Here is a 17,029-nt window from a genome sequence, read left to right on the forward strand (position 1 = left end):
GCGCTATTGCCGTTATGGAAACGTGGAATCAGCGACAGCAGGCAAACGCGCGAGGGGCCGACAGCCTCCTTGCGGGCTATCGGCTGATTCCTGGAGTGCCTGACGAGATGATCGGCCCGGACGGCACGATCCGTCCGGCCTGGGCCGGACTCATCGCATCGCTGGAAGACCTCGGGGCCGAAGAGCTCGCGATCCGCTTCGAGCGCGCCGACCAGTACATGCGCGATGCGGGCGTCTTTTACCGCACTTACGACGGCATGGACGGCAATGAGCGGGCCTGGCCCCTGGCCCATGTTCCGCTGATTATCGAGGACTCCGAATGGGCCAGCATTTCGAGCGGGCTCACCCAGCGCGCCGACCTGCTGGAGCGAATCGTTGCCGACATCTATGGCGACAACGAACTGGTGAAGCGTGGTCTGCTGCCGCCCGAACTGATTGCCCGCAATGAGGAATTCCTACGCCCACTCGTCGGCATCAAGCCAGCTGGCGGTCATTTCCTGCAATTCTGCGCCTTCGAGCTTGGCCGCGCCCCCGACGGGGGTTGGTGGGTTTTGGGTGACCGCACACAGGCTCCCTCCGGCGCCGGCTTTGCGCTGGAAAACCGGGTGGCAACCAGCCGCGCGCTACCCGAGATCTATGGTAGCCAGCACATTCACCGGCTGGCCGGCTTCTTTCGTGATTTTCGCGACGCGCTGAATGCGCATGCGCGCGCAAAGGGGGGTGGCGTCGCCATCCTCACGCCGGGCCAGCACAACGAAACCTATTTCGAGCACGCCTATATCGCCCGCTATCTGGGCTTCCTGCTGCTCGAAGGCCAGGATCTGACAGTCGACAACGGCCAGGTCATGGTGCGGACGATCGATGGGCTGAAGCCCATTTCGGTACTCTGGCGCCGCATGGACGCAGCCTTTGCCGACCCGCTGGAACTGCGCACCGACAGCCATATCGGCACGGCCGGCCTGACCGAAGCGCTGCGCCAGGGTTCGATCTCGATGGTCAATGCTCTGGGCTCGGGCATTCTGGAAACCCGCGCCCTCCTCGCTTTCCTGCCCAACCTGTCGAAAGCGCTGCTGGGCGAAAGCCTGCAATTGCCGTCCCTTGCGACCTGGTGGTGCGGACAGGAGTCCGAGCGCCAGCACGTGATCGACAACCTGCACAAGATGCTGGTCGGCCAGGCCTTCGCCACCAATCTGGCGATCGATGATCCGCAGAACACCGTGCATGGCGGCGAGATCAGCGATGATGCGCGCGCCAGCCTGCTGATGCGCATGCGCGCCGCGCCAGCGGATTTCGTCGGTCAGGAGCCGGTCAGGCTGTCGACGGCCCCGGTCTATGTCGATGGCCGGCTGGAGCCGCGTCCCATCACCCTGCGTGTCTATGCGGCCCGCAGCCGCGACGGCTGGACCATCATGCCCGGCGGATTCGCCCGGGTCGGTCTGACCTCCGATGCGGCTGCGATGTCGATGCAGCGCGGCGGTCAGGCGGCGGACGTCTGGGTCGTGAGCCCGCGCCCGGTGGAGAACGTAACGCTGCTGCCGCGCGATGGCGAAAAGCTGGAGCGTATTTCGTCGCGCAGCCTGCCGAGCCGCGCCGCCGACAATCTGATCTGGCTGGGCCGCTATGCCGAGCGCTGCGAGAGCATCGTGCGCGTGCTGCGCGCCTACAATGTGCGCCTTGCCGAAACCTCGACGCCCGACCAGCCGCTGTTGAACGATACCCGCGAATATCTCGAAGGCATTGATATCGACGCCGATCTGGCCATGCCGCCGGGGCTGCTGGCCGCCATCGACAGCGCCGTCTATAGCGCCAGCCAGATCCGCGACCGCTTCTCGCCCGATGGCTGGCTGGCTCTGACGGATCTGCGCAAGACGGCCCGCAGCTTTGCGAGCCGCGTGCGGCCGGGCGCGGATGCCGCCGGCGCACTGACCGTGCTGCTGCGCAAGCTGGCCGGCTTTTCCGGCCTCGTGCATGAGAACATGTATCGCTTCGCCGGCTGGCGCTTCCTCGAGATCGGACGCCGGCTCGAACGCGGTATCCAGATTGCTGGCCACGTCGCCTGGTTCCTCCGCGAGGAGGCTCCCGAAGGCTCGGAAGACATGTTGCTGGAGATCGGCGACAGCGTGATGACCCACCGGCGCCGCTATGCACATAGCGCCAGCATTCTGTCCTATGTCGACCTGCTGGTGCTCGATCCGCTCAACCCGCGTTCGGTGCGTTTCCAAATCGCCGAATTGCGCGAGCAGATCGAATGCCTGCCCGGCGGCAATGACGATGGCCACCTGTCAGGCGCAGCCAAGGCGGCACTGTCGCTCTATACCGAGCTGCGCGTCACCGAGGCCGAGCAGATGACCACCGAGAGGCTGCAGGAACTGGGCGCCGAAATCGGTGCGCTCGGAGCGCTCGTCGCCGAAGCAAACTTTGTCTGAGGAGTCAGGCCGTGCTGTACGACGTTCGGCTTGAGCTGCATTACGACTACGAAGCATCCGTGCATGGCGACCGGCATCTGGTGCGCGTCGTTCCGGCATCCCTACCCGCTTCGCAGCGGGTCATCGCCGCAGGCCTGACCTTCGATCCGCGGCCCGAGCTGGAGACCAGCTTCACCGACTTTTTCGGCAATACGGTCACAACGATTTCCTACGAGGGTTATCACGACCATCTCGACGTGCGGCTCACGGCGCGCGTCCAGGTGGATGAAAGGGATCAGACAGCGGACCTGTCGCCCACGCTAGACGGCATGCGCCAGGAACTCGCCCGCATCTGGTCGGTCGACGCCGACTCCCCGCACCACTTCCTCGCCGCATCGCCACGCGTGGCGCTCGACCCGAAAATCACCGAATATGCCCGCCAAAGCGCTGCCCGCACCTTGTCAGTGCAGGCAACGGCAATGGACCTCTGCCTCGCGATCAACCGCGACTTCGCCTATGACACCGACGCCACCAAGGTCGACACCACACCGTCGGAAGCCTTTGAGCTGAAAGGCGGAGTCTGCCAGGACTTCGCGCATGTGATGATTGCCGGGCTGCGCGGCATCGGCATTCCCGCGGGCTATGTCTCGGGGTTCCTCCGCACCATTCCGCCCAAGGGCAAGGAGCGCCTCGCGGGCGCAGATGCCATGCACGCCTGGGTGCGCGTGTGGTGCGGCAAGCATGCCGGCTGGCTCGAATTCGATCCGACCAACGCCATGGTCGCCGGCGCCGACCACATCGTCATCGGCCATGGCCGCGACTATTCCGACATTTCACCAATTGTCGGCGTGCTGCGCACCTCTGGCCAGCATCATACCAAGCAGTCCGTAGACGTCATCAGCGTCGATTAAACAACCGGCACCCCAGCGCCAGTCAGCTTTCTTCGAACCACTGCGGAACCAATCCGTCGCACCCGCCGTTCTTTTCGCCAGACACGCCAAGAGACCAGCGTGTTGGCCGGCCCAGACCGGTTAGCGTCGAGAAGGATTGAGCGCGATGACACAGGTTGAAATCTCCAATCTTGAACATGCGAGCCGCACGGCTGTTGCCTGGTCCCCGCAAGGGTACGATGGCCGCACGCACTACCTTGCTGTTGTTGCAGCGATCGTTCCCGCCGTCGGCATTCTAGCCATCGCAGCTTCGCTGCTGCTCGCCATCGCATAAGGAGCGTCACGCATGACCCTCGGTACAATCCTCATCATCCTCCTCATTCTCGCGCTGATCGGCGTGATTCCGGCCTGGCCGCATTCGCGGTCCTGGGGCGTTGCGCCCTCCGGTATTCTTGGGGTCGTTCTCGTCATCATCATCATCCTTGTGCTAATGGGAATGATCTAGAGCTTCCCCCACGCGAGCCGAAGTCGCCCCACTTGCGGCTCGCCTAACCCCCGGTTCTCGCCCGAACCGGGGGTTTTTCTTTGTCTGGCACTGGTGCGCCCGCAGATTTGATGGAACTGAAGCGCGTGTGCCACGTTTCATGGACAACATCCAAAGGAGCGTCACCATGGCTGCCACAACCGATATGGCCCCTTCCCGTTCGACCAAGAGCAGCGCTGCGGGCGCACGCCGGTCCTCTTCCCGCACCAAGGAAGTCAGCCGCGAAGACGAGCTGTCCGCTCAGATCGAGCAGCTGCAAAACGACCTGAAGTCGATCGCCGGCACCCTCGCGGGTCTGGCCGAGGACAAGGTGCAGGATGCCAAATCCATCGCGACGCGTGAGACCGACAATCTCAAAAAGCAGGGCCAGAACACCCTGGACGATGTTCAGGACGAGTTCGGTCAGATCGAAAAGCAGCTGAAAGACACCATCCGGGAAAAGCCCCTGACGGCGGTGGCCGGCGCCGTGGCGCTTGGCTTCGTTCTCGCCGTCGTAAGCCGCTAAAACCCATGGGTGTGCTCGGACCGATCGCCTCGCTTCTTGGAATCGAGGTGGACGAGCTGGTGACCCGCATGAAGGCCCAGGCTTTGGCTTGGGCGGTTATTGCGGGTTTCGCACTCGTCGGCGTCGTCTTCCTGCTCGTCGCGCTCAATGGCTGGTTCAGCGTCATGTGGGGGCCGGTCGTTGGTCCCCTGGTGCTTGGCGGCGGCGCGCTGGCGATCGCCCTGACGGTCTGGGCGGTGATGACCATCACAGCCAACATCAGCAAGCGCCGTGAACTCGAACGCCGCCATGCTGCGGAAAAGACCGCACTTGTGACGACAGCGGCGGTGACCGCCCTGCCCCTCGTGCTGCAGTCGGGCCTGATGCGCAAACTCGGCCTACCGGTAGGCGGCGCACTTGCTGCGGCCTACCTGCTGACCCGCTCCGGCGGACACAAAGCCGACGAATAATCCGATCCGGCCCGATCTCGACTTGAGTTCGGGCCGGTCGACTTTTTGCCTTCTCGCGCATCCCGGTTTCCCCGACTGCAATATGGCAAGTATGGCACGTTGCGTCGCGGCGGGGATAATCGCGGCTAACGCACTGACGATCATCCAATTTTCGATATCAGCCCGCCTCGGCACCAGACGAAGGCAGTCGCGCTTGCTGCAATTCCGCCGCGGCAAAGCCGCACTGATGAACGCAGCCTGAACCGCTAGACCGACATCAGCAAGATGGAGGGCGTACCGGTATCGGCGGTGTCTTCTGCGGCCTGTGAGCGCTCTCGCGCCGTCTGCCCGGGCAGCACAACCTTCAAGCCGCGCGGATGTATGCGCAGATCGACGAGCTTTTCCAACGGCACCAGCTCGCCATCGATCACCGCCTGGGCCGAAGACTTGCGATGCGGAAAGCGCAGCGTCACCTGGGTCACCTCGCGCTCGGAAACGCCACGATGATGCTTCCAGCTGCCAAACATCAGTGTGAACAACAGACGTGCCAGCTCGAGTGGCGGCAGCGGCTTGACCACATAGACACCAAGGATGCCCTGATCGATCTTTTCGGCATAGGGCGCGTGGCCCTCGCTGAGCAGATTGTTGGAAACAGAAATGGCGCTCGCCTTGCGCAGCTCCTTGCCCCGGGACGTGCGGATTTCGGCATCGAAGCGCAGCGGCTGCATGAGCGCACGGAAGACGGCACGGGTGCTGGCGAAAACCTTGCCGATCCGACCGTTGTAGGTGATCCCCTCGCGTCTGCGGATCAGCCGCGCATGCAGCCCTACCGCGAACTGATGGATGAATGGCGCACCATTGGCCGTGGCAATATCGACGGCGTCGACACTGCCTGCGGCAACTGCCTCAAGCGCCTCTTCGAGATCGAGCGGCATCTTCAACGAATGCGCGAACAGATTCATCGTGCCGGCGGGAAGCACGGCCAGCGGCACCTGGCTCTCAAAGCATGCCGTGGCGGCAGCCGAAATCGTCCCGTCGCCGCCGGCAGCGAGGATGGCGTCAGCCTTGGGGTCGCGGGAGGCACGGCGCAGCGTATCAACCAGTTCGCCGCCGGCGCAGACCCGGCACTCGAAACTGTGACCCGCCGCAGCAAAGATCGCATCCGCCTGCTGGCAGAATTCGGCCAGGTCAAGCGTGCGCAAAGTTCCGCCGTCGCGATTAAACACGCCGATAAAGTGCATGGTTTGAGGCGCTCTCCTGAATAGGGCCCGAACGCGACCGGGCCAGCTAAGTTCCTTAATCGGCGGCGGGCGCCAGCTTTGGCAGCGGCACCGTTGCCTGCGTGCCACCACCCTCGCGCGGCGCATAGGTCGGCACGCCGCCGAACGGCCGCGCCAGCTGCACGATCACCACGCTTCCGAGCCCATTGGAGCCGGCGGGCGGACTATCACCACTGAAACCGACACCGTCATCCTCGACCACGAGTTGGGGCCCGCCCTCGCCCTCGACCAGCAGCCGGATCCAGATCTGGCCGGGACGATCGGCGGTAAAGGCGTGCTTGAGAGCATTCGTCACGAGCTCGCTGACGATGATCCCCAGCGTCGTCGCGTCGCGGGCGGGAACCACCATATGCGCGATCTCGTGGTGAAAGCTGATCTGCCGCGATGCCGGCACAGAGTTAGCCAGATCACCGATAACCGCTTCCAGAAACTCGTCAATTCGTGCCGTGTCGTAATCGCCGCCAAGGCGCAAACGCCGATGGCTCGAGGCGATAGCATGTACACGGCTCTGGGCCGAATCGAGAGCCGTTCGCACCTCGTCGGAGCTCGCACGCGCCATCTGCAGCGAAAGCAGCGACGAGACGGTGGCCAGAGAGTTTCCGATGCGGTGATTGGTATCCTGCAACAGGGCTTCGACCCGCTCCCGCTCGCGTTCGGCACTCTGGCGCGCCATTTCCACTTCCGCCGTACGTTCCGCGACATGCGCTTCCAGCTCGGCCTTGCGCTCGATCAGTGCCGCTTGGCGCTCGGCCATGGTCGCCACTTGCCGCTGGCTGCGGGTGAGCAGCATGAAGGCCAGCGCGGCACAGCCGGCCAACGAGGCGAGGATGGCACCAACCAGCCAGACGCGGGCTGCGCGCATCTGAGCGTTGCGATCCGCCAGCCTGACTTCGAGCTCGGTGGCGAACAGACGCAGCGACAGCCGCAAGGCCTCCATCATCCCCTGGCCGGCGTCGGAGCGGACCATGTCGCGCGCCGCGTCCCACTCCCCGCCAGAAACCAGTTCGATGGTACGCGCCATCTCTGCCCGTTTGGCATCGATGTCGTCGGCCAGTGCCTCGACCGTGGCACGTTGGCGCGCGTCATCGGCAACGAGATCGCGCAGCCGCTGGTAGGTCTCGTCGAGATTGGCGATGGCCCGATTGTAGGGTCTGAGATAGCCGGCATCGCCGGTGATGATGTAGCCGCGCTGTCCAGTTTCGGCGTCGACCAGCGCCTGCAGCAAAGTGTTGGACTGCTGGCGCAGTTCATAGGTCTCGGTGATATCGGCGAGATGGTTGTCGACCAGACGCACGAGTACCAGCGAACTCCCCGCCGCCAGCAGGATCAATATCACCGAAACAATGATCGCAAATCGCCGCCGGACGCGGCTTCCCGCGGTCCTGGTCGTCGGTGAATGCGCTGCGACGTCAATCATCGGAATGCCCAAGGCAGGAACGCGATCGGCGAAGGCATCCACCATAACCCCGAGTCCCTCAGCCGAGCGAATCGTATCGCACAGCTGAATGTCGAGATTTGGACCTAAACGAACGGTCGGCGTTCTTCCTCGAGCCCGGTCCAGCCGGACAGTTCGAGCAGCCCGGTCTCGTCGAGCACTTCGCAAGACCGGTCATGCCATTTGATCAGGTTGCGCTCGGCGAGCTTGCGCAACGTCTTGTTGGTATGAACGATGGACAGACCCAGCGTATCGGCAACGTGCTGCTGGGTGATCGGGATCAGCAGGCGCTGGCCCACGGTGAGGCCGATCCGCGCCGCTCGCTGATAGATGAAAACCAGCAGATAGGCGGCCCGCTCGACCGCGCTGCGTCGCCCGACGCTGAGCAGCGTTTCGTCCAGCATGCGCTCCTCGCGCGAGGCAAGCCAGGTGATGTCGAAGGCGAGGCCCGGATGGTTGCGGAACAGCGACTGCAGATTGTCGCGCTCGAAAACGCAGAACACCACCGGCGACAGCGCCTCGACGGAATGCTGCATCTCCCCGATCACTGACCCCTGCAAACCCGCCAGATCACCGGGCAGGAGATAGTTCAGAATCTGCCGACGGCCATCCTCCAGTGTCTTGTAACGGAAAGCCCAGCCGGACAGCAGGGTGAACAGCTGCGCACTGTGCGCACCCTCGGACAGGATCATCGAGCCGGGTTCGGCAGCCAGTTCGCCGCGCTTGAAGCCGGAAACGAACTTCAGCTCGTCGGGAGTGAAAGCCCGGAAATATGGATTGGTCCGCAACGGACAGGCTTCACACGGGACGCGTCTGGCGGAACTGGTCAGGATCGTTACTCGCGCAGGTGGGGGGTACCCAAATAATGCCATCGGCGGCGCCTCACGCCAAGGCGGAAGATGCCCTATCCCCGCCCCGCAGTATGTCATTGTTTAATGCGAGATGCCGTCCCGCTACGCATTCTGACGCTCCTGCCTCCTCAAGCGTCACGAGAATCATGTCTGTTGCTGCCCGAATCCTCGTCGTCGAGGCTGAGTTTCTTATTGGCTTGGAGATACAGCAGATTCTCGAAGAGGGCGGCGCTCAGCAGGTCCAGCTATTCCAAAATGTCCTCGACGCAACCGAGGATGCCGACCTCGATGTCGACGTGGTCCTGCTGGAGGCGCGCCTGGGCGCCGAAGAGGTTCTGGCGTTCGGCAAGATGATCGACGAACGCGGCATTCCCGTCGTCATGATGACGGCGGATCGCGCCACGGCTGCAGCATTTGCTGGGGAAGGTGTGCTGGAAAAGCCCTTCACCGCGGAGCGGCTGCTGGCCGTTTGCCAGCAGCCCCAACCGCGCTAGGGCTTGGTCGTCTAGTTCAAGTGCGGCATGGTCGTGACCTGCGAGGACACGGCATCGGGGCCATAGTCGGACTCGCCGGTAACCTTGAGCACTTCCTGCAGCTTGGTCCGCGCACGGCTGACACGGCTCTTCATCGTGCCGATTGCGCAATGACAGATCTCTGCGGCCTCTTCATACGAAAAGCCCGACGCGCCGATGAGGATGATCGCTTCACGCTGATCGTCCGGCAAACCGTCGAGCGCCTTCTTGAAGTCGCCCATGTCCATGATGCCGTACTGAGACGGATGCACCGACATGCGTTCGGTGAACGCGCCATCGCTGTCCTGGATCTCCCGGCCGCGCTTGCGCATCTGGCTGTAGAACTCGTTACGCAGGATCGTGAACAGCCACGCCTTGATGTTGGTGCCCATTTCGAAGCTCTCCTGCTTCGCCCAGGCCTTCATCACGGTATCTTGTACCAGATCGTCTGCCTTGTCGTGACGCCCGCTCAGGGAGACGGCAAACGCCCGCAGGCTCGGCAAAGTCGCAAGCAGCTCTCGCTTGAAACTCGGCGTTTCGGAACTCGCAGTCTTACTCACTCTTGCTACCCGGCTTGGAGGCAGTTGCACCTTCGGCCTGCTGTTCCGCCTGATCGAGCTTGTCGAGCAGATCGAGCAGATTGGACGGAATCCCTTCGTCTTGCACAGCGCCGTACAGCGCGCGCAACTTATTGCCGATATCCGAGTTCGTACCCAATCCGTCGTCCTCAGCGCGACGCCTCAATCCTGTCGGATCGTTCATGTCTGCTTTATCTTTCATAAAAATTCGACCTGCACTGAATTTGCCCCCAATTTCGGTGCTATGTTACATTGAAATGCATGAGGCGACAAAAAGTTCCGGATAGCCGGAACCTTTTGCCGGGACCGAAAGTTATCGCCCCGGTATCTCGAGAAGCGTCACGGAGTGGAATACCAATGTCATTGTCTACGCGGATTGCGCCGCACCTTCCCTATCTGCGGCGGTTCTCGCGCGCTGTCACTGGCTCGCAGACGTCCGGCGACGCCTATGTCGCCGCTACCCTCGAGGCTTTGATCGCCGATCTGTCGATCTTCCCCGAAGCATCGAGCGACCGCATCGCGCTGTACAAGCTGTTTTCCGCCCTGTTTTCGAGCTCGGCGATTGCCATCCCAGAGCCGACGTCCAGCGTGCCGTGGGAAACCCGAGCAGCGGCAAACCTCGCCAATCTCTCGCCGCGCTCGCGTCAGGCTTTCCTGCTCGTCGCAGTCGAGGGCTTTGCGCATGAGGACGCTGCCGAGATTCTCGATGTCAGCGACGCCGACTTTTCCACCCTGCTTGACGAGGCCTCCTCGGAGATCTCCCGCCAGGTCGCGACCGACATCATGATCATCGAAGACGAACCGCTGATTGCGATGGATATCGAGCAGATGGTGGAAGGCCTCGGCCATCGCGTAGTCGGCATCGCCCGCACCCATAAGGAAGCGCTGGCGCTGTATCAAAAGACCAATCCGCGCATGATCCTCGCCGATATCCAGCTCGCCGATGGCTCATCCGGCATCGATGCGGTCAACGACATCCTGCACACGCACCCGGTCCCGGTGATCTTCATCACGGCCTTCCCCGAGCGGTTGCTGACCGGCGAGCGGCCGGAGCCGACCTTCCTCGTCACCAAGCCGTTCAACCCGGACATGGTGAAGGCGCTGATCAGCCAGGCGCTGTTCTTCGACGAAGGCTCGCGCGCCGCAGCGTAAACCCGTCAGATCGTCGAGTGAATTCAGGGGAGCCGGTCCGCCGGCTCCCCTTTTTCGTGCCGTCGCGGTGCCGGGCCGGACATCACTCAGCGCTCACGCGAACCGCAAAAACATCCGCGCCTAAAGTGTCTGTCACCGGGAACCAAGAGCGCAGCTCAGAGTTTTCCAATCAATGCAAGCAACATCATGGAGAAGTGAAATGCTGCAATATGCTTTGATTTTTCTCGTCGTCGCCGTGATTGCCGGTGTGCTTGGTTTCGGCGGCATTGCGGGCGCCGCTTCGGGCATCGCGCAGATCCTGTTCTTCCTGTTCCTGGCGTTTCTCGTCATCTCGCTGCTGGTCGGGCTTTTCCGCCGCAGCGCCTCGTGACCTGAGCTAACGCAACACAGTTACCCGAACCGTCCCTGCCGGGTCCGCGGTTCGGGGATTGCGCGGCCCCGCCCTCACGGGCGGGGTCGTTGCTTTGTGGGCAGCTGCTTACTGGGCGGGGAGCGTGCTGCTACCCATTTCCGCTCGGCAGCACACAAAAAAGGCCCCGCAGAAGCGGGGCCCTGATCTAGTAGGTCAGGCAGATCAATCGAACTGCTTCGACCACTCGTCGATTTCGCGCTCGGCCTCTTCCTGAGTCTTGCCGTAGCGCTCCTGGATCTTGCCGGCGAGCTCTTTGCGCTTGCCTTCGACAACGTCCATGTCGTCATTGGTGAGCTTGCCCCACTGGGCCTGAGCCTTACCCTTGAACTGTTCCCAATTACCTTCGACCTGATTCCAATTCATCGGAACCTCCTTGGTTTTGGTGCCGGCGCGCTTGCCGGCTTCGTGTAATCAACGCAAAGACCGGAGGCGGGTTCCGAATTCTGCTTGCCAGCCTTGCCGAACTTGGGTGTTCTGGCGCGATGAACAGCACGCCCCCCGTCATCGAGCTCGCCGACATCCACAAATCCTATGGCGATATCGCCGTACTCAAGGGCGTCTCGCTGACCGCCCGCCAAGGCGAGGTTGTCGCGCTGATCGGCTCGTCGGGGTCCGGCAAATCCACCCTGCTGCGCTGCATCAACATGCTGGAAGTGCCTGAAGAGGGCACCGTGAAGATCGGCGGCGAGACGGTGGAGCTGTCGGGCAAACCGCGCAAACCGTCGAACGAGCGCCAGATCCGCCGCATCCGCTCCGAACTCGGCATGGTGTTTCAATCCTTCAACCTGTGGAGCCACATGAGCGTGCTCGACAATGTCATGGAGGCACCGCTGCACGTGCAGAAGCGCCAGCGTGACGAGGTGGAGGCCGAGGCGCTGGAAATGCTCGACAAGGTCGGCATTCGCGACAAAGCGCACAGTTACCCCAGCCAGCTTTCCGGCGGGCAGCAACAGCGCGCCGCAATTGCCCGGGCCCTATGCATCAACCCGCGCGTCATGCTGTTCGACGAGCCTACTTCGGCCCTCGACCCGGAGCTTGAAGCCGAAGTGCTGCGGGTGATCAAGCTGCTGGCCGATGAGGGCCGGACCATGCTGCTGGTGACCCATGACATGCAGTTCGCCCGGACCATCGCCGACCGCATCATCTTCCTGCATCAGGGGCTGATCGAGGAAGAAGGGACCGCTGAAGAGGTGTTTCAATCCACCCGCTCGCCGCGCCTCAGGCAGTTTCTCAGTGCCGCCGGACACTAGGCTGAAACCTGGCATCGGGTCGCCGGCCGCAAGAATCCACGCGCTTCGGCCACCTGGATTATTGACCAAACGGTAAAAACCTCTAGCGTCATGGGTCTGTCGCGAACCTTTCGCGACCAACGAGGTTTTTTCGTTGTCCGTATTTTGTCCCGCAGGGAGAGTTTTGATGAACAAACTACTTGCCGCGTCAGCGGCTATCGCCGTCGCCATGATGGCGACCTCTGCCAGCGCCGAGACCGTCCGTCTCGGCACCGAGGGGGCTTATGCCCCGTGGAATTTCCTCGATGACAACGGCGATGTCGCCGGCTTCGAGATCGATCTGGGCAACGAGATCTGCGCGCGCGCCGAACTCGACTGCACCTGGGTCGTGAACGACTGGGATTCAATGATCCCCAATCTCGTCGCCGGCAACTACGATGCCATCATGGCCGGCATGTCGATCACCGACGAGCGCAAGGAAAGCATCGACTTCTCGGACAACTACTTCCCGCCCGATCCGTCGATGTACATGGTCCGCGCCGGCACCGAGCTCGATTTCGATGCCCTGTCGGGCGCCAATATCGGCGTGCAGGGCTCGACCATCCAGGCCGGCTATGTCGAAGACAATTTCGGCGCCGACAACACGGTCAAGGCCTTCGAGACCGCTGACCAGGCGCTCGCCGACCTCAATGCCGGCAATGTCGACGTGATCCTCGCCGACGGCAGCTATATCCAGGAAATCATCGCCGGCTCCGAAGGCATGCTCGAGGTCATCGGCCCCGAGGTCGCCATCGGCGGTGGTGTCGGCGTTGGACTGCGCAAGGCCGACGATGAACTGGAAGGCACCATCAACGAAGTCATCGGCGAGATGAAATCCGATGGCTCGCTGGATGAGCTGATCCTCAAGTGGTTCCCGGACAAGACCGGCCCGATCTTCGCCGGTAGCTGATCCTTTTCGAGGGCGGGCCTGATGGTCCGCCCTTACTTTTGCCGGGTCGCACATGCTCGAACACTTCCCTGAATGGCTGCGCAACGGCATCGGTGAGGATGCCGCCTTCTGGCTCGGCTATCTGACCAACGGCAAGCACCTCACCTGGTATGCCTCAGTGCAATATACGCTGGCCGCCGCGTTTTTCGGTGCGCTGGTGGCGCTGGCCTTCGGCCTGGCGGGCGCCACGCTGAAGAACGCGCGATTCGCCCCGGCGCGCCTCGTCGGCAATCTTTATATCAACATGGTCCGCGGCATTCCGGACGTGCTGTTTTTCCTGTTTTTCCCCCTCGCCTTCGAGCAGCTGATCGAACTGATCCGCGCTCAGGCGGTGTGCACGCCGGAAACCCTCGCCGCCAACGTCGGCCAATGGCCGCCGTGTGACGCGGCAAACCTTTATTTCGGCACCACGGGCTATCTGGTGCTCGCTTGCGTCTCGCTGGGGATCGTATACGGCGCCTTCGCCGCTAACGTCATCTCGGGCGCCATGAGCGCGGTGCCGCGGGGCCAGCTCGAGGCGGCGCGCGCCTACGGCTTTACCGCCCGTCAGGTGCTGTGGCGCTTTCACATCCGCCAGATGTGGATCTACGCCCTGCCCGGCCTGTCGAACGTCTGGATGCTGCTGATCAAGGCGACCTCGCTGCTGTCGCTGCTGCAGATATCCGACATCGTGCTGTGGGCCGACCGGCTAGGCGCGCCGAATTTCACCCGCTCGGCCGGGCTGGTGCACCCCGACTGGCGCTGGGCCTATTATCTGGTGCTGCTAATTTTTTATCTCATCCTGACCTATCTGTCGGAAAAGGCCTTCAATGCGCTGAGCCGCTGGGCCGGGCGCGGCATGCTGGCCAGCGCGGGGGCGCGCAGCTGATGGGTCTGCTCGAAGCCATCGGCACCGACCTGCGGCTGCTGGCCAAGCCGGCGCTGTTCAACATCTATTTTGCCCTCGCCGCGATCCCTCTCGGCTTCGTGCTGGCGATCTTTCTGGCGCTGGGCAAGGGCTCGCACAACAGGCTGATCTCGGCGATGTCGCGCGGCTATATCTATGCCTTCCGCGGTACGCCGTTCTTCATTCAGCTGTTCATGTTCTACTCGCTGGCGCTGGCCTTCAATTTGAGCGTCTGGCGGCCGCTGGGGATCGACTGGCTCGTGCTCAACCCGCTGGTGCTGGGCCCCTTCATCCTGACGCTCAACACCACGGCCTATACCGCTGAAATCTTTCACGGCGCCCTGGTGACCGTGCCCTCTGGCGAGCTGGAAGCGGCCCGCGCCTATGGCATGACGAAAACCCAGCAGTTCCGGCGCATCACCTGGCCGCACCTGATCCGCATCGCCTGGCCCGCCTATACCAATGAGGTGGTGTTCCTGTTCCACGCCACGGCGCTGATCTATTTCACCCTGCCGGTGATCAACGACCAGAAGGACCTGATGAACAAGGCCGGCGAGCTGTTCGAGCGCGACTACAACGCGCTGCTGCACTATTCGGTGGCGGCCATGTATTTCCTCGCCGTGTCACTGGCGGTTTTCTTTGTCTTCGGTTTCGTGTACCGCCGAATGACGCGGCACATGCCGGGAGCCGCGCCGCTGCGGCTCGGGTTCAGCCGCCTGATGAGGTAGCCGGGTGAGCTTTCAACGCCGATCCGTACCGCTGCGTGGCGACACGCCAGGCCAAGTGACCGAATTCGTCTACTATGCGATCGGCGAGCCGGATGCGCCGGAAAAGGTGCATCTGCAGGCGGCATTGCACGCCGACGAACACCCCGGCACCATGGTGCTGCACCATCTGTTGCCCATGCTGCGAGAAGCTGACGAACAGGGCCTGCTGCGCGCCCGCTTCACGGTGATCCCGCTGGCCAATCCGCTGGGCATGGCCAATTTCAGCCTGCACCACCATATCGGCCGCTACGACGTGAACAGCGGCATCAACTACAACCGGCGCTGGCCGGACCTGTTCGCCCAAATCCGAACGCAACTCGCCGGCCGGCTGAGCGACGACGAGCTGTTCAACGTCAATCTGATCCGCAAAACCGTCGCCAACTGGATCGACAGCCAGGAGCCGCAATCGGCCGCCGACCAGCTGCGGCTGATCCTGCTGCGCGAGTGCCACGACGCCGAGTTCATTCTCGACCTGCACTGCGACGACGACGCGCTGACCCATATCTACACCTCACCCGAACTGATGCCGGAACTGCAGGACCTCGCCGACTGGATGGGCGCGGCCGCGACCCTGACCGCCGCGGATTCCGGTGGCGGCTCGTTCGACGAGATGCTGCCGCAGCTCTATCGCAAGCTGGCACAGGCCAACCCCGGCAAGCCGGTTCCGATGGCAAGCGCCACTGCGACGCTGGAATATCGCGGCCAGGCCGATACGTTCGATGAACTGGGCGCCGATGACGCGCGGCGGCTGTGGGGGTTTCTGTGCGGCCGCGGACTGATCGACGCCGACCCCGGCGCCGCGCCCCCGGCAGCATCCGGCGGCACACCCTTCGAGGCAACCGAAGTGCTGCGCGCCAAGGCCCCCGGCCTTGTCGCCTATCGGGTGGGACTGGGCGAGATGGTGCGCAAGGGCCAGCCGGTGGCCGACCTGATTGCGCTCGACGGGCCCGAGGCCTTCATCAAGCGCACCGGCCTGCTGGCCGGCACCGACGGCATGGTGCTGAGCCGGCGCAGCGCCAAGTATGTCGCCCGCGGCGGCAGCGTGATGAAGATCGTCGGCACCGAGGTGCTGCCGTCACGCAAAGGCGGATATCTGCTCGAGGATTGAGGCGTCAGACGCGCCACGCTAGGCCGTCCCTCCCCATCATGGGGAGGGAGAGCAGAGCGAACCGATCAGGTCAGAGCGAGAAGTCGAGATCGGGGCCGACGGGCACGATGCCGGTCGGATTGATCTGCGTGTGGCTCGCATAATAGTGCGACTTGATGTGGGTGAAATCGACCGTCTCGGCGAAGCCCGGCGTGTTGTAGAGCAGACGCGTGTAGCGCCACAGATTCGGGTAATCGACGATGCGGCGGATGTTGCACTTGAAGTGCCCATGATAGACCGCGTCGAACCGCACCAGCGTGGTGAAAAGCCGGATATCGGCCTCGGTCAGCTGGTTGCCGACGAGATAGTCGACGCCTTCGAGGCGGTTTTCCAGCCAGTCCAGCGACTCGAACAGCGGCGTGACGGCCTCTTCGTAGGCGTCCTGCTTGGTGGCGAAGCCGGCCTTGTACACCCCGTTGTTGACCGTGTGATAGACCCGGTCGTTGACCTCGTCGATCTCGGCGCGCAGCGCTTCGGGGTAGTAGTCGCCCGGCGTCGCGCCGATACCGTCGAAAGCGGTGTTGAGCATCCGGATGATTTCGGAGGACTCGTTGTTGACGATGGTCTCGCGCTTTTTGTCCCACAAGACCGGCACGGTGACTCGGCCATCGAAGCCCGGCACGGCCTTCTGGTAGATGTCGCGAATGATGCGCGAGCCATAGAGCTTGTCGCCCGTCGCGCCTTCGGTCTTGTCGAAGGTCCAGCTTTCCTTGCCCATGAACCAGTGAACGACCGAGACGTCGATCATCTCTTCGAGCCCCTTGAGGTGCCGCATGATCAACGTGCGGTTGGCCCAGGGACAGGCGAGGCTGACATAGAGATGGTAGCGATCGGGTTCGGCGACGAAGCCATCTTCGCCCGTGGGTCCGGCACTGCCGTCGGCGGTGATCCAGTTGCGGAACTTGCTCTCGCCGCGGTTGAACCGGCCGGTCTGGTCGGTCACGTCGAGCTTGAGGCCTTCGCGGGCTTTGGTGTCAGTCATGGATCCTGCCTTGCTGAATGAAGAAAGCGGAACCGGAC

The 17,029-nt window shown here is 62.9% G+C and carries 21 protein-coding genes; 14 read left to right on the plus strand and 7 right to left on the minus strand.

Features of this window, described 5'->3' with window-relative positions:
* Nucleotides 1–14 precede the first annotated feature (14 nt).
* The 6 genes from ACN0TK_RS04480 (at nucleotide 15) to ACN0TK_RS04505 (ending at nucleotide 4,793) form a co-directional block, all read left to right on the plus strand.
* Nucleotides 15–2,426 carry a circularly permuted type 2 ATP-grasp protein gene (locus ACN0TK_RS04480; RefSeq protein WP_417308254.1) on the plus strand — a complete coding sequence of 804 codons (2,412 nt, stop codon included), beginning with the start codon at nucleotides 15–17 and terminating at the stop codon, nucleotides 2,424–2,426.
* An 11-nt stretch (nucleotides 2,427–2,437) separates the two neighbouring features.
* On the plus strand, nucleotides 2,438–3,316 hold the full coding sequence (locus ACN0TK_RS04485) for a transglutaminase family protein (RefSeq protein ID WP_417308255.1): 879 nt from the start codon (nucleotides 2,438–2,440) through the stop codon (nucleotides 3,314–3,316).
* A gap of 145 nt (nucleotides 3,317–3,461) precedes the next feature.
* Nucleotides 3,462–3,629: a hypothetical protein gene (locus tag ACN0TK_RS04490; protein WP_417308256.1), complete on the plus strand. Its 168-nt coding sequence runs from the start codon at nucleotides 3,462–3,464 to the stop codon at nucleotides 3,627–3,629.
* Between the two features lie 12 nt (nucleotides 3,630–3,641).
* A complete protein-coding gene (locus ACN0TK_RS04495) occupies nucleotides 3,642–3,800 on the plus strand; it encodes a DUF3309 family protein (RefSeq protein ID WP_417308257.1) in 159 nt (52 codons plus the stop codon).
* Nucleotides 3,801–3,966: 166 nt separating this feature from the next.
* Complete coding sequence (locus ACN0TK_RS04500) at nucleotides 3,967–4,344, plus strand: DUF883 family protein (RefSeq protein WP_417308258.1); 378 nt, start codon at nucleotides 3,967–3,969, stop codon at nucleotides 4,342–4,344.
* Between the two features lie 47 nt (nucleotides 4,345–4,391).
* Entirely contained in the window at nucleotides 4,392–4,793 is a 402-nt protein-coding gene (locus ACN0TK_RS04505) for a hypothetical protein (protein WP_417308259.1), read from the plus strand.
* Between the two features lie 245 nt (nucleotides 4,794–5,038).
* Here the strand turns inward: ACN0TK_RS04505 and ACN0TK_RS04510 are convergent, their stop codons facing one another.
* From ACN0TK_RS04510 to ACN0TK_RS04520, 3 genes are all read right to left on the minus strand, one after another.
* Entirely contained in the window at nucleotides 5,039–6,139 is a 1,101-nt protein-coding gene (locus ACN0TK_RS04510; RefSeq protein WP_417308260.1) for a diacylglycerol/lipid kinase family protein, read from the minus strand.
* Entirely contained in the window at nucleotides 6,069–7,388 is a 1,320-nt protein-coding gene (locus tag ACN0TK_RS04515; protein WP_417308261.1) for a sensor histidine kinase, read from the minus strand. The genes ACN0TK_RS04510 and ACN0TK_RS04515 overlap by 71 nt, the downstream gene beginning before the upstream one ends.
* A 185-nt stretch (nucleotides 7,389–7,573) precedes the next feature.
* Entirely contained in the window at nucleotides 7,574–8,359 is a 786-nt protein-coding gene (locus tag ACN0TK_RS04520) for a Crp/Fnr family transcriptional regulator (protein ID WP_417308262.1), read from the minus strand.
* Nucleotides 8,360–8,484: 125 nt separating this feature from the next.
* On the opposite strand from ACN0TK_RS04520, the gene ACN0TK_RS04525 reads away from it, so the two are divergent.
* Nucleotides 8,485–8,832: a response regulator gene (locus tag ACN0TK_RS04525; protein ID WP_417308263.1), complete on the plus strand. Its 348-nt coding sequence runs from the start codon at nucleotides 8,485–8,487 to the stop codon at nucleotides 8,830–8,832.
* Between the two features lie 11 nt (nucleotides 8,833–8,843).
* On the opposite strand, the gene ACN0TK_RS04530 is transcribed toward ACN0TK_RS04525, so the two are convergent.
* Complete coding sequence (locus tag ACN0TK_RS04530) at nucleotides 8,844–9,410, minus strand: RNA polymerase sigma factor (protein WP_417308264.1); 567 nt, start codon at nucleotides 9,408–9,410, stop codon at nucleotides 8,844–8,846.
* On the minus strand, nucleotides 9,403–9,612 hold the full coding sequence (locus tag ACN0TK_RS04535; protein WP_417308265.1) for a NepR family anti-sigma factor: 210 nt from the start codon (nucleotides 9,610–9,612) through the stop codon (nucleotides 9,403–9,405). The genes ACN0TK_RS04530 and ACN0TK_RS04535 overlap by 8 nt, the downstream gene beginning before the upstream one ends.
* 173 nt (nucleotides 9,613–9,785) lie before the next feature.
* On the opposite strand from ACN0TK_RS04535, the gene ACN0TK_RS04540 reads away from it, so the two are divergent.
* Nucleotides 9,786–10,580: a response regulator gene (locus ACN0TK_RS04540; RefSeq protein ID WP_417308266.1), complete on the plus strand. Its 795-nt coding sequence runs from the start codon at nucleotides 9,786–9,788 to the stop codon at nucleotides 10,578–10,580.
* Between the two features lie 199 nt (nucleotides 10,581–10,779).
* Entirely contained in the window at nucleotides 10,780–10,950 is a 171-nt protein-coding gene (locus tag ACN0TK_RS04545; protein WP_417308267.1) for a DUF1328 domain-containing protein, read from the plus strand.
* 204 nt (nucleotides 10,951–11,154) lie between these two features.
* On the opposite strand, the gene ACN0TK_RS04550 is transcribed toward ACN0TK_RS04545, so the two are convergent.
* Nucleotides 11,155–11,355, minus strand: a complete 201-nt coding sequence (locus tag ACN0TK_RS04550; RefSeq protein WP_417308268.1) for a CsbD family protein — start codon at nucleotides 11,353–11,355, stop codon at nucleotides 11,155–11,157.
* A gap of 119 nt (nucleotides 11,356–11,474) precedes the next feature.
* On the opposite strand from ACN0TK_RS04550, the gene ACN0TK_RS04555 reads away from it, so the two are divergent.
* The 5 genes from ACN0TK_RS04555 to ACN0TK_RS04575 all read left to right on the plus strand — a co-directional run bounded on the left by ACN0TK_RS04555 (nucleotide 11,475) and on the right by ACN0TK_RS04575 (nucleotide 15,970).
* Nucleotides 11,475–12,242: an ABC transporter ATP-binding protein gene (locus ACN0TK_RS04555; protein ID WP_417308269.1), complete on the plus strand. Its 768-nt coding sequence runs from the start codon at nucleotides 11,475–11,477 to the stop codon at nucleotides 12,240–12,242.
* A gap of 166 nt (nucleotides 12,243–12,408) precedes the next feature.
* Nucleotides 12,409–13,170, plus strand: coding sequence for a transporter substrate-binding domain-containing protein (locus ACN0TK_RS04560; RefSeq protein WP_417308270.1), 762 nt, complete (start codon nucleotides 12,409–12,411; stop codon nucleotides 13,168–13,170).
* 52 nt (nucleotides 13,171–13,222) lie between these two features.
* Nucleotides 13,223–14,077 carry an ABC transporter permease subunit gene (locus tag ACN0TK_RS04565; protein ID WP_417308271.1) on the plus strand — a complete coding sequence of 285 codons (855 nt, stop codon included), beginning with the start codon at nucleotides 13,223–13,225 and terminating at the stop codon, nucleotides 14,075–14,077.
* On the plus strand, nucleotides 14,077–14,823 hold the full coding sequence (locus ACN0TK_RS04570; protein ID WP_417308272.1) for an ABC transporter permease subunit: 747 nt from the start codon (nucleotides 14,077–14,079) through the stop codon (nucleotides 14,821–14,823). The genes ACN0TK_RS04565 and ACN0TK_RS04570 overlap by 1 nt, the downstream gene beginning before the upstream one ends.
* A gap of 4 nt (nucleotides 14,824–14,827) precedes the next feature.
* Nucleotides 14,828–15,970, plus strand: coding sequence for a succinylglutamate desuccinylase/aspartoacylase family protein (locus ACN0TK_RS04575; RefSeq protein WP_417308273.1), 1,143 nt, complete (start codon nucleotides 14,828–14,830; stop codon nucleotides 15,968–15,970).
* A gap of 70 nt (nucleotides 15,971–16,040) precedes the next feature.
* Here ACN0TK_RS04575 and ACN0TK_RS04580 read toward each other — a convergent pair whose 3' ends face one another.
* Nucleotides 16,041–16,991 carry a glutathione S-transferase family protein gene (locus ACN0TK_RS04580; protein WP_417308274.1) on the minus strand — a complete coding sequence of 317 codons (951 nt, stop codon included), beginning with the start codon at nucleotides 16,989–16,991 and terminating at the stop codon, nucleotides 16,041–16,043.
* Nucleotides 16,992–17,029: the final 38 nt, after the last annotated feature.

Origin of the sequence: Devosia sp., assembly GCF_048261455.1 — a bacterium.
Lineage (GTDB): Bacteria > Pseudomonadota > Alphaproteobacteria > Rhizobiales > Devosiaceae > Devosia_A.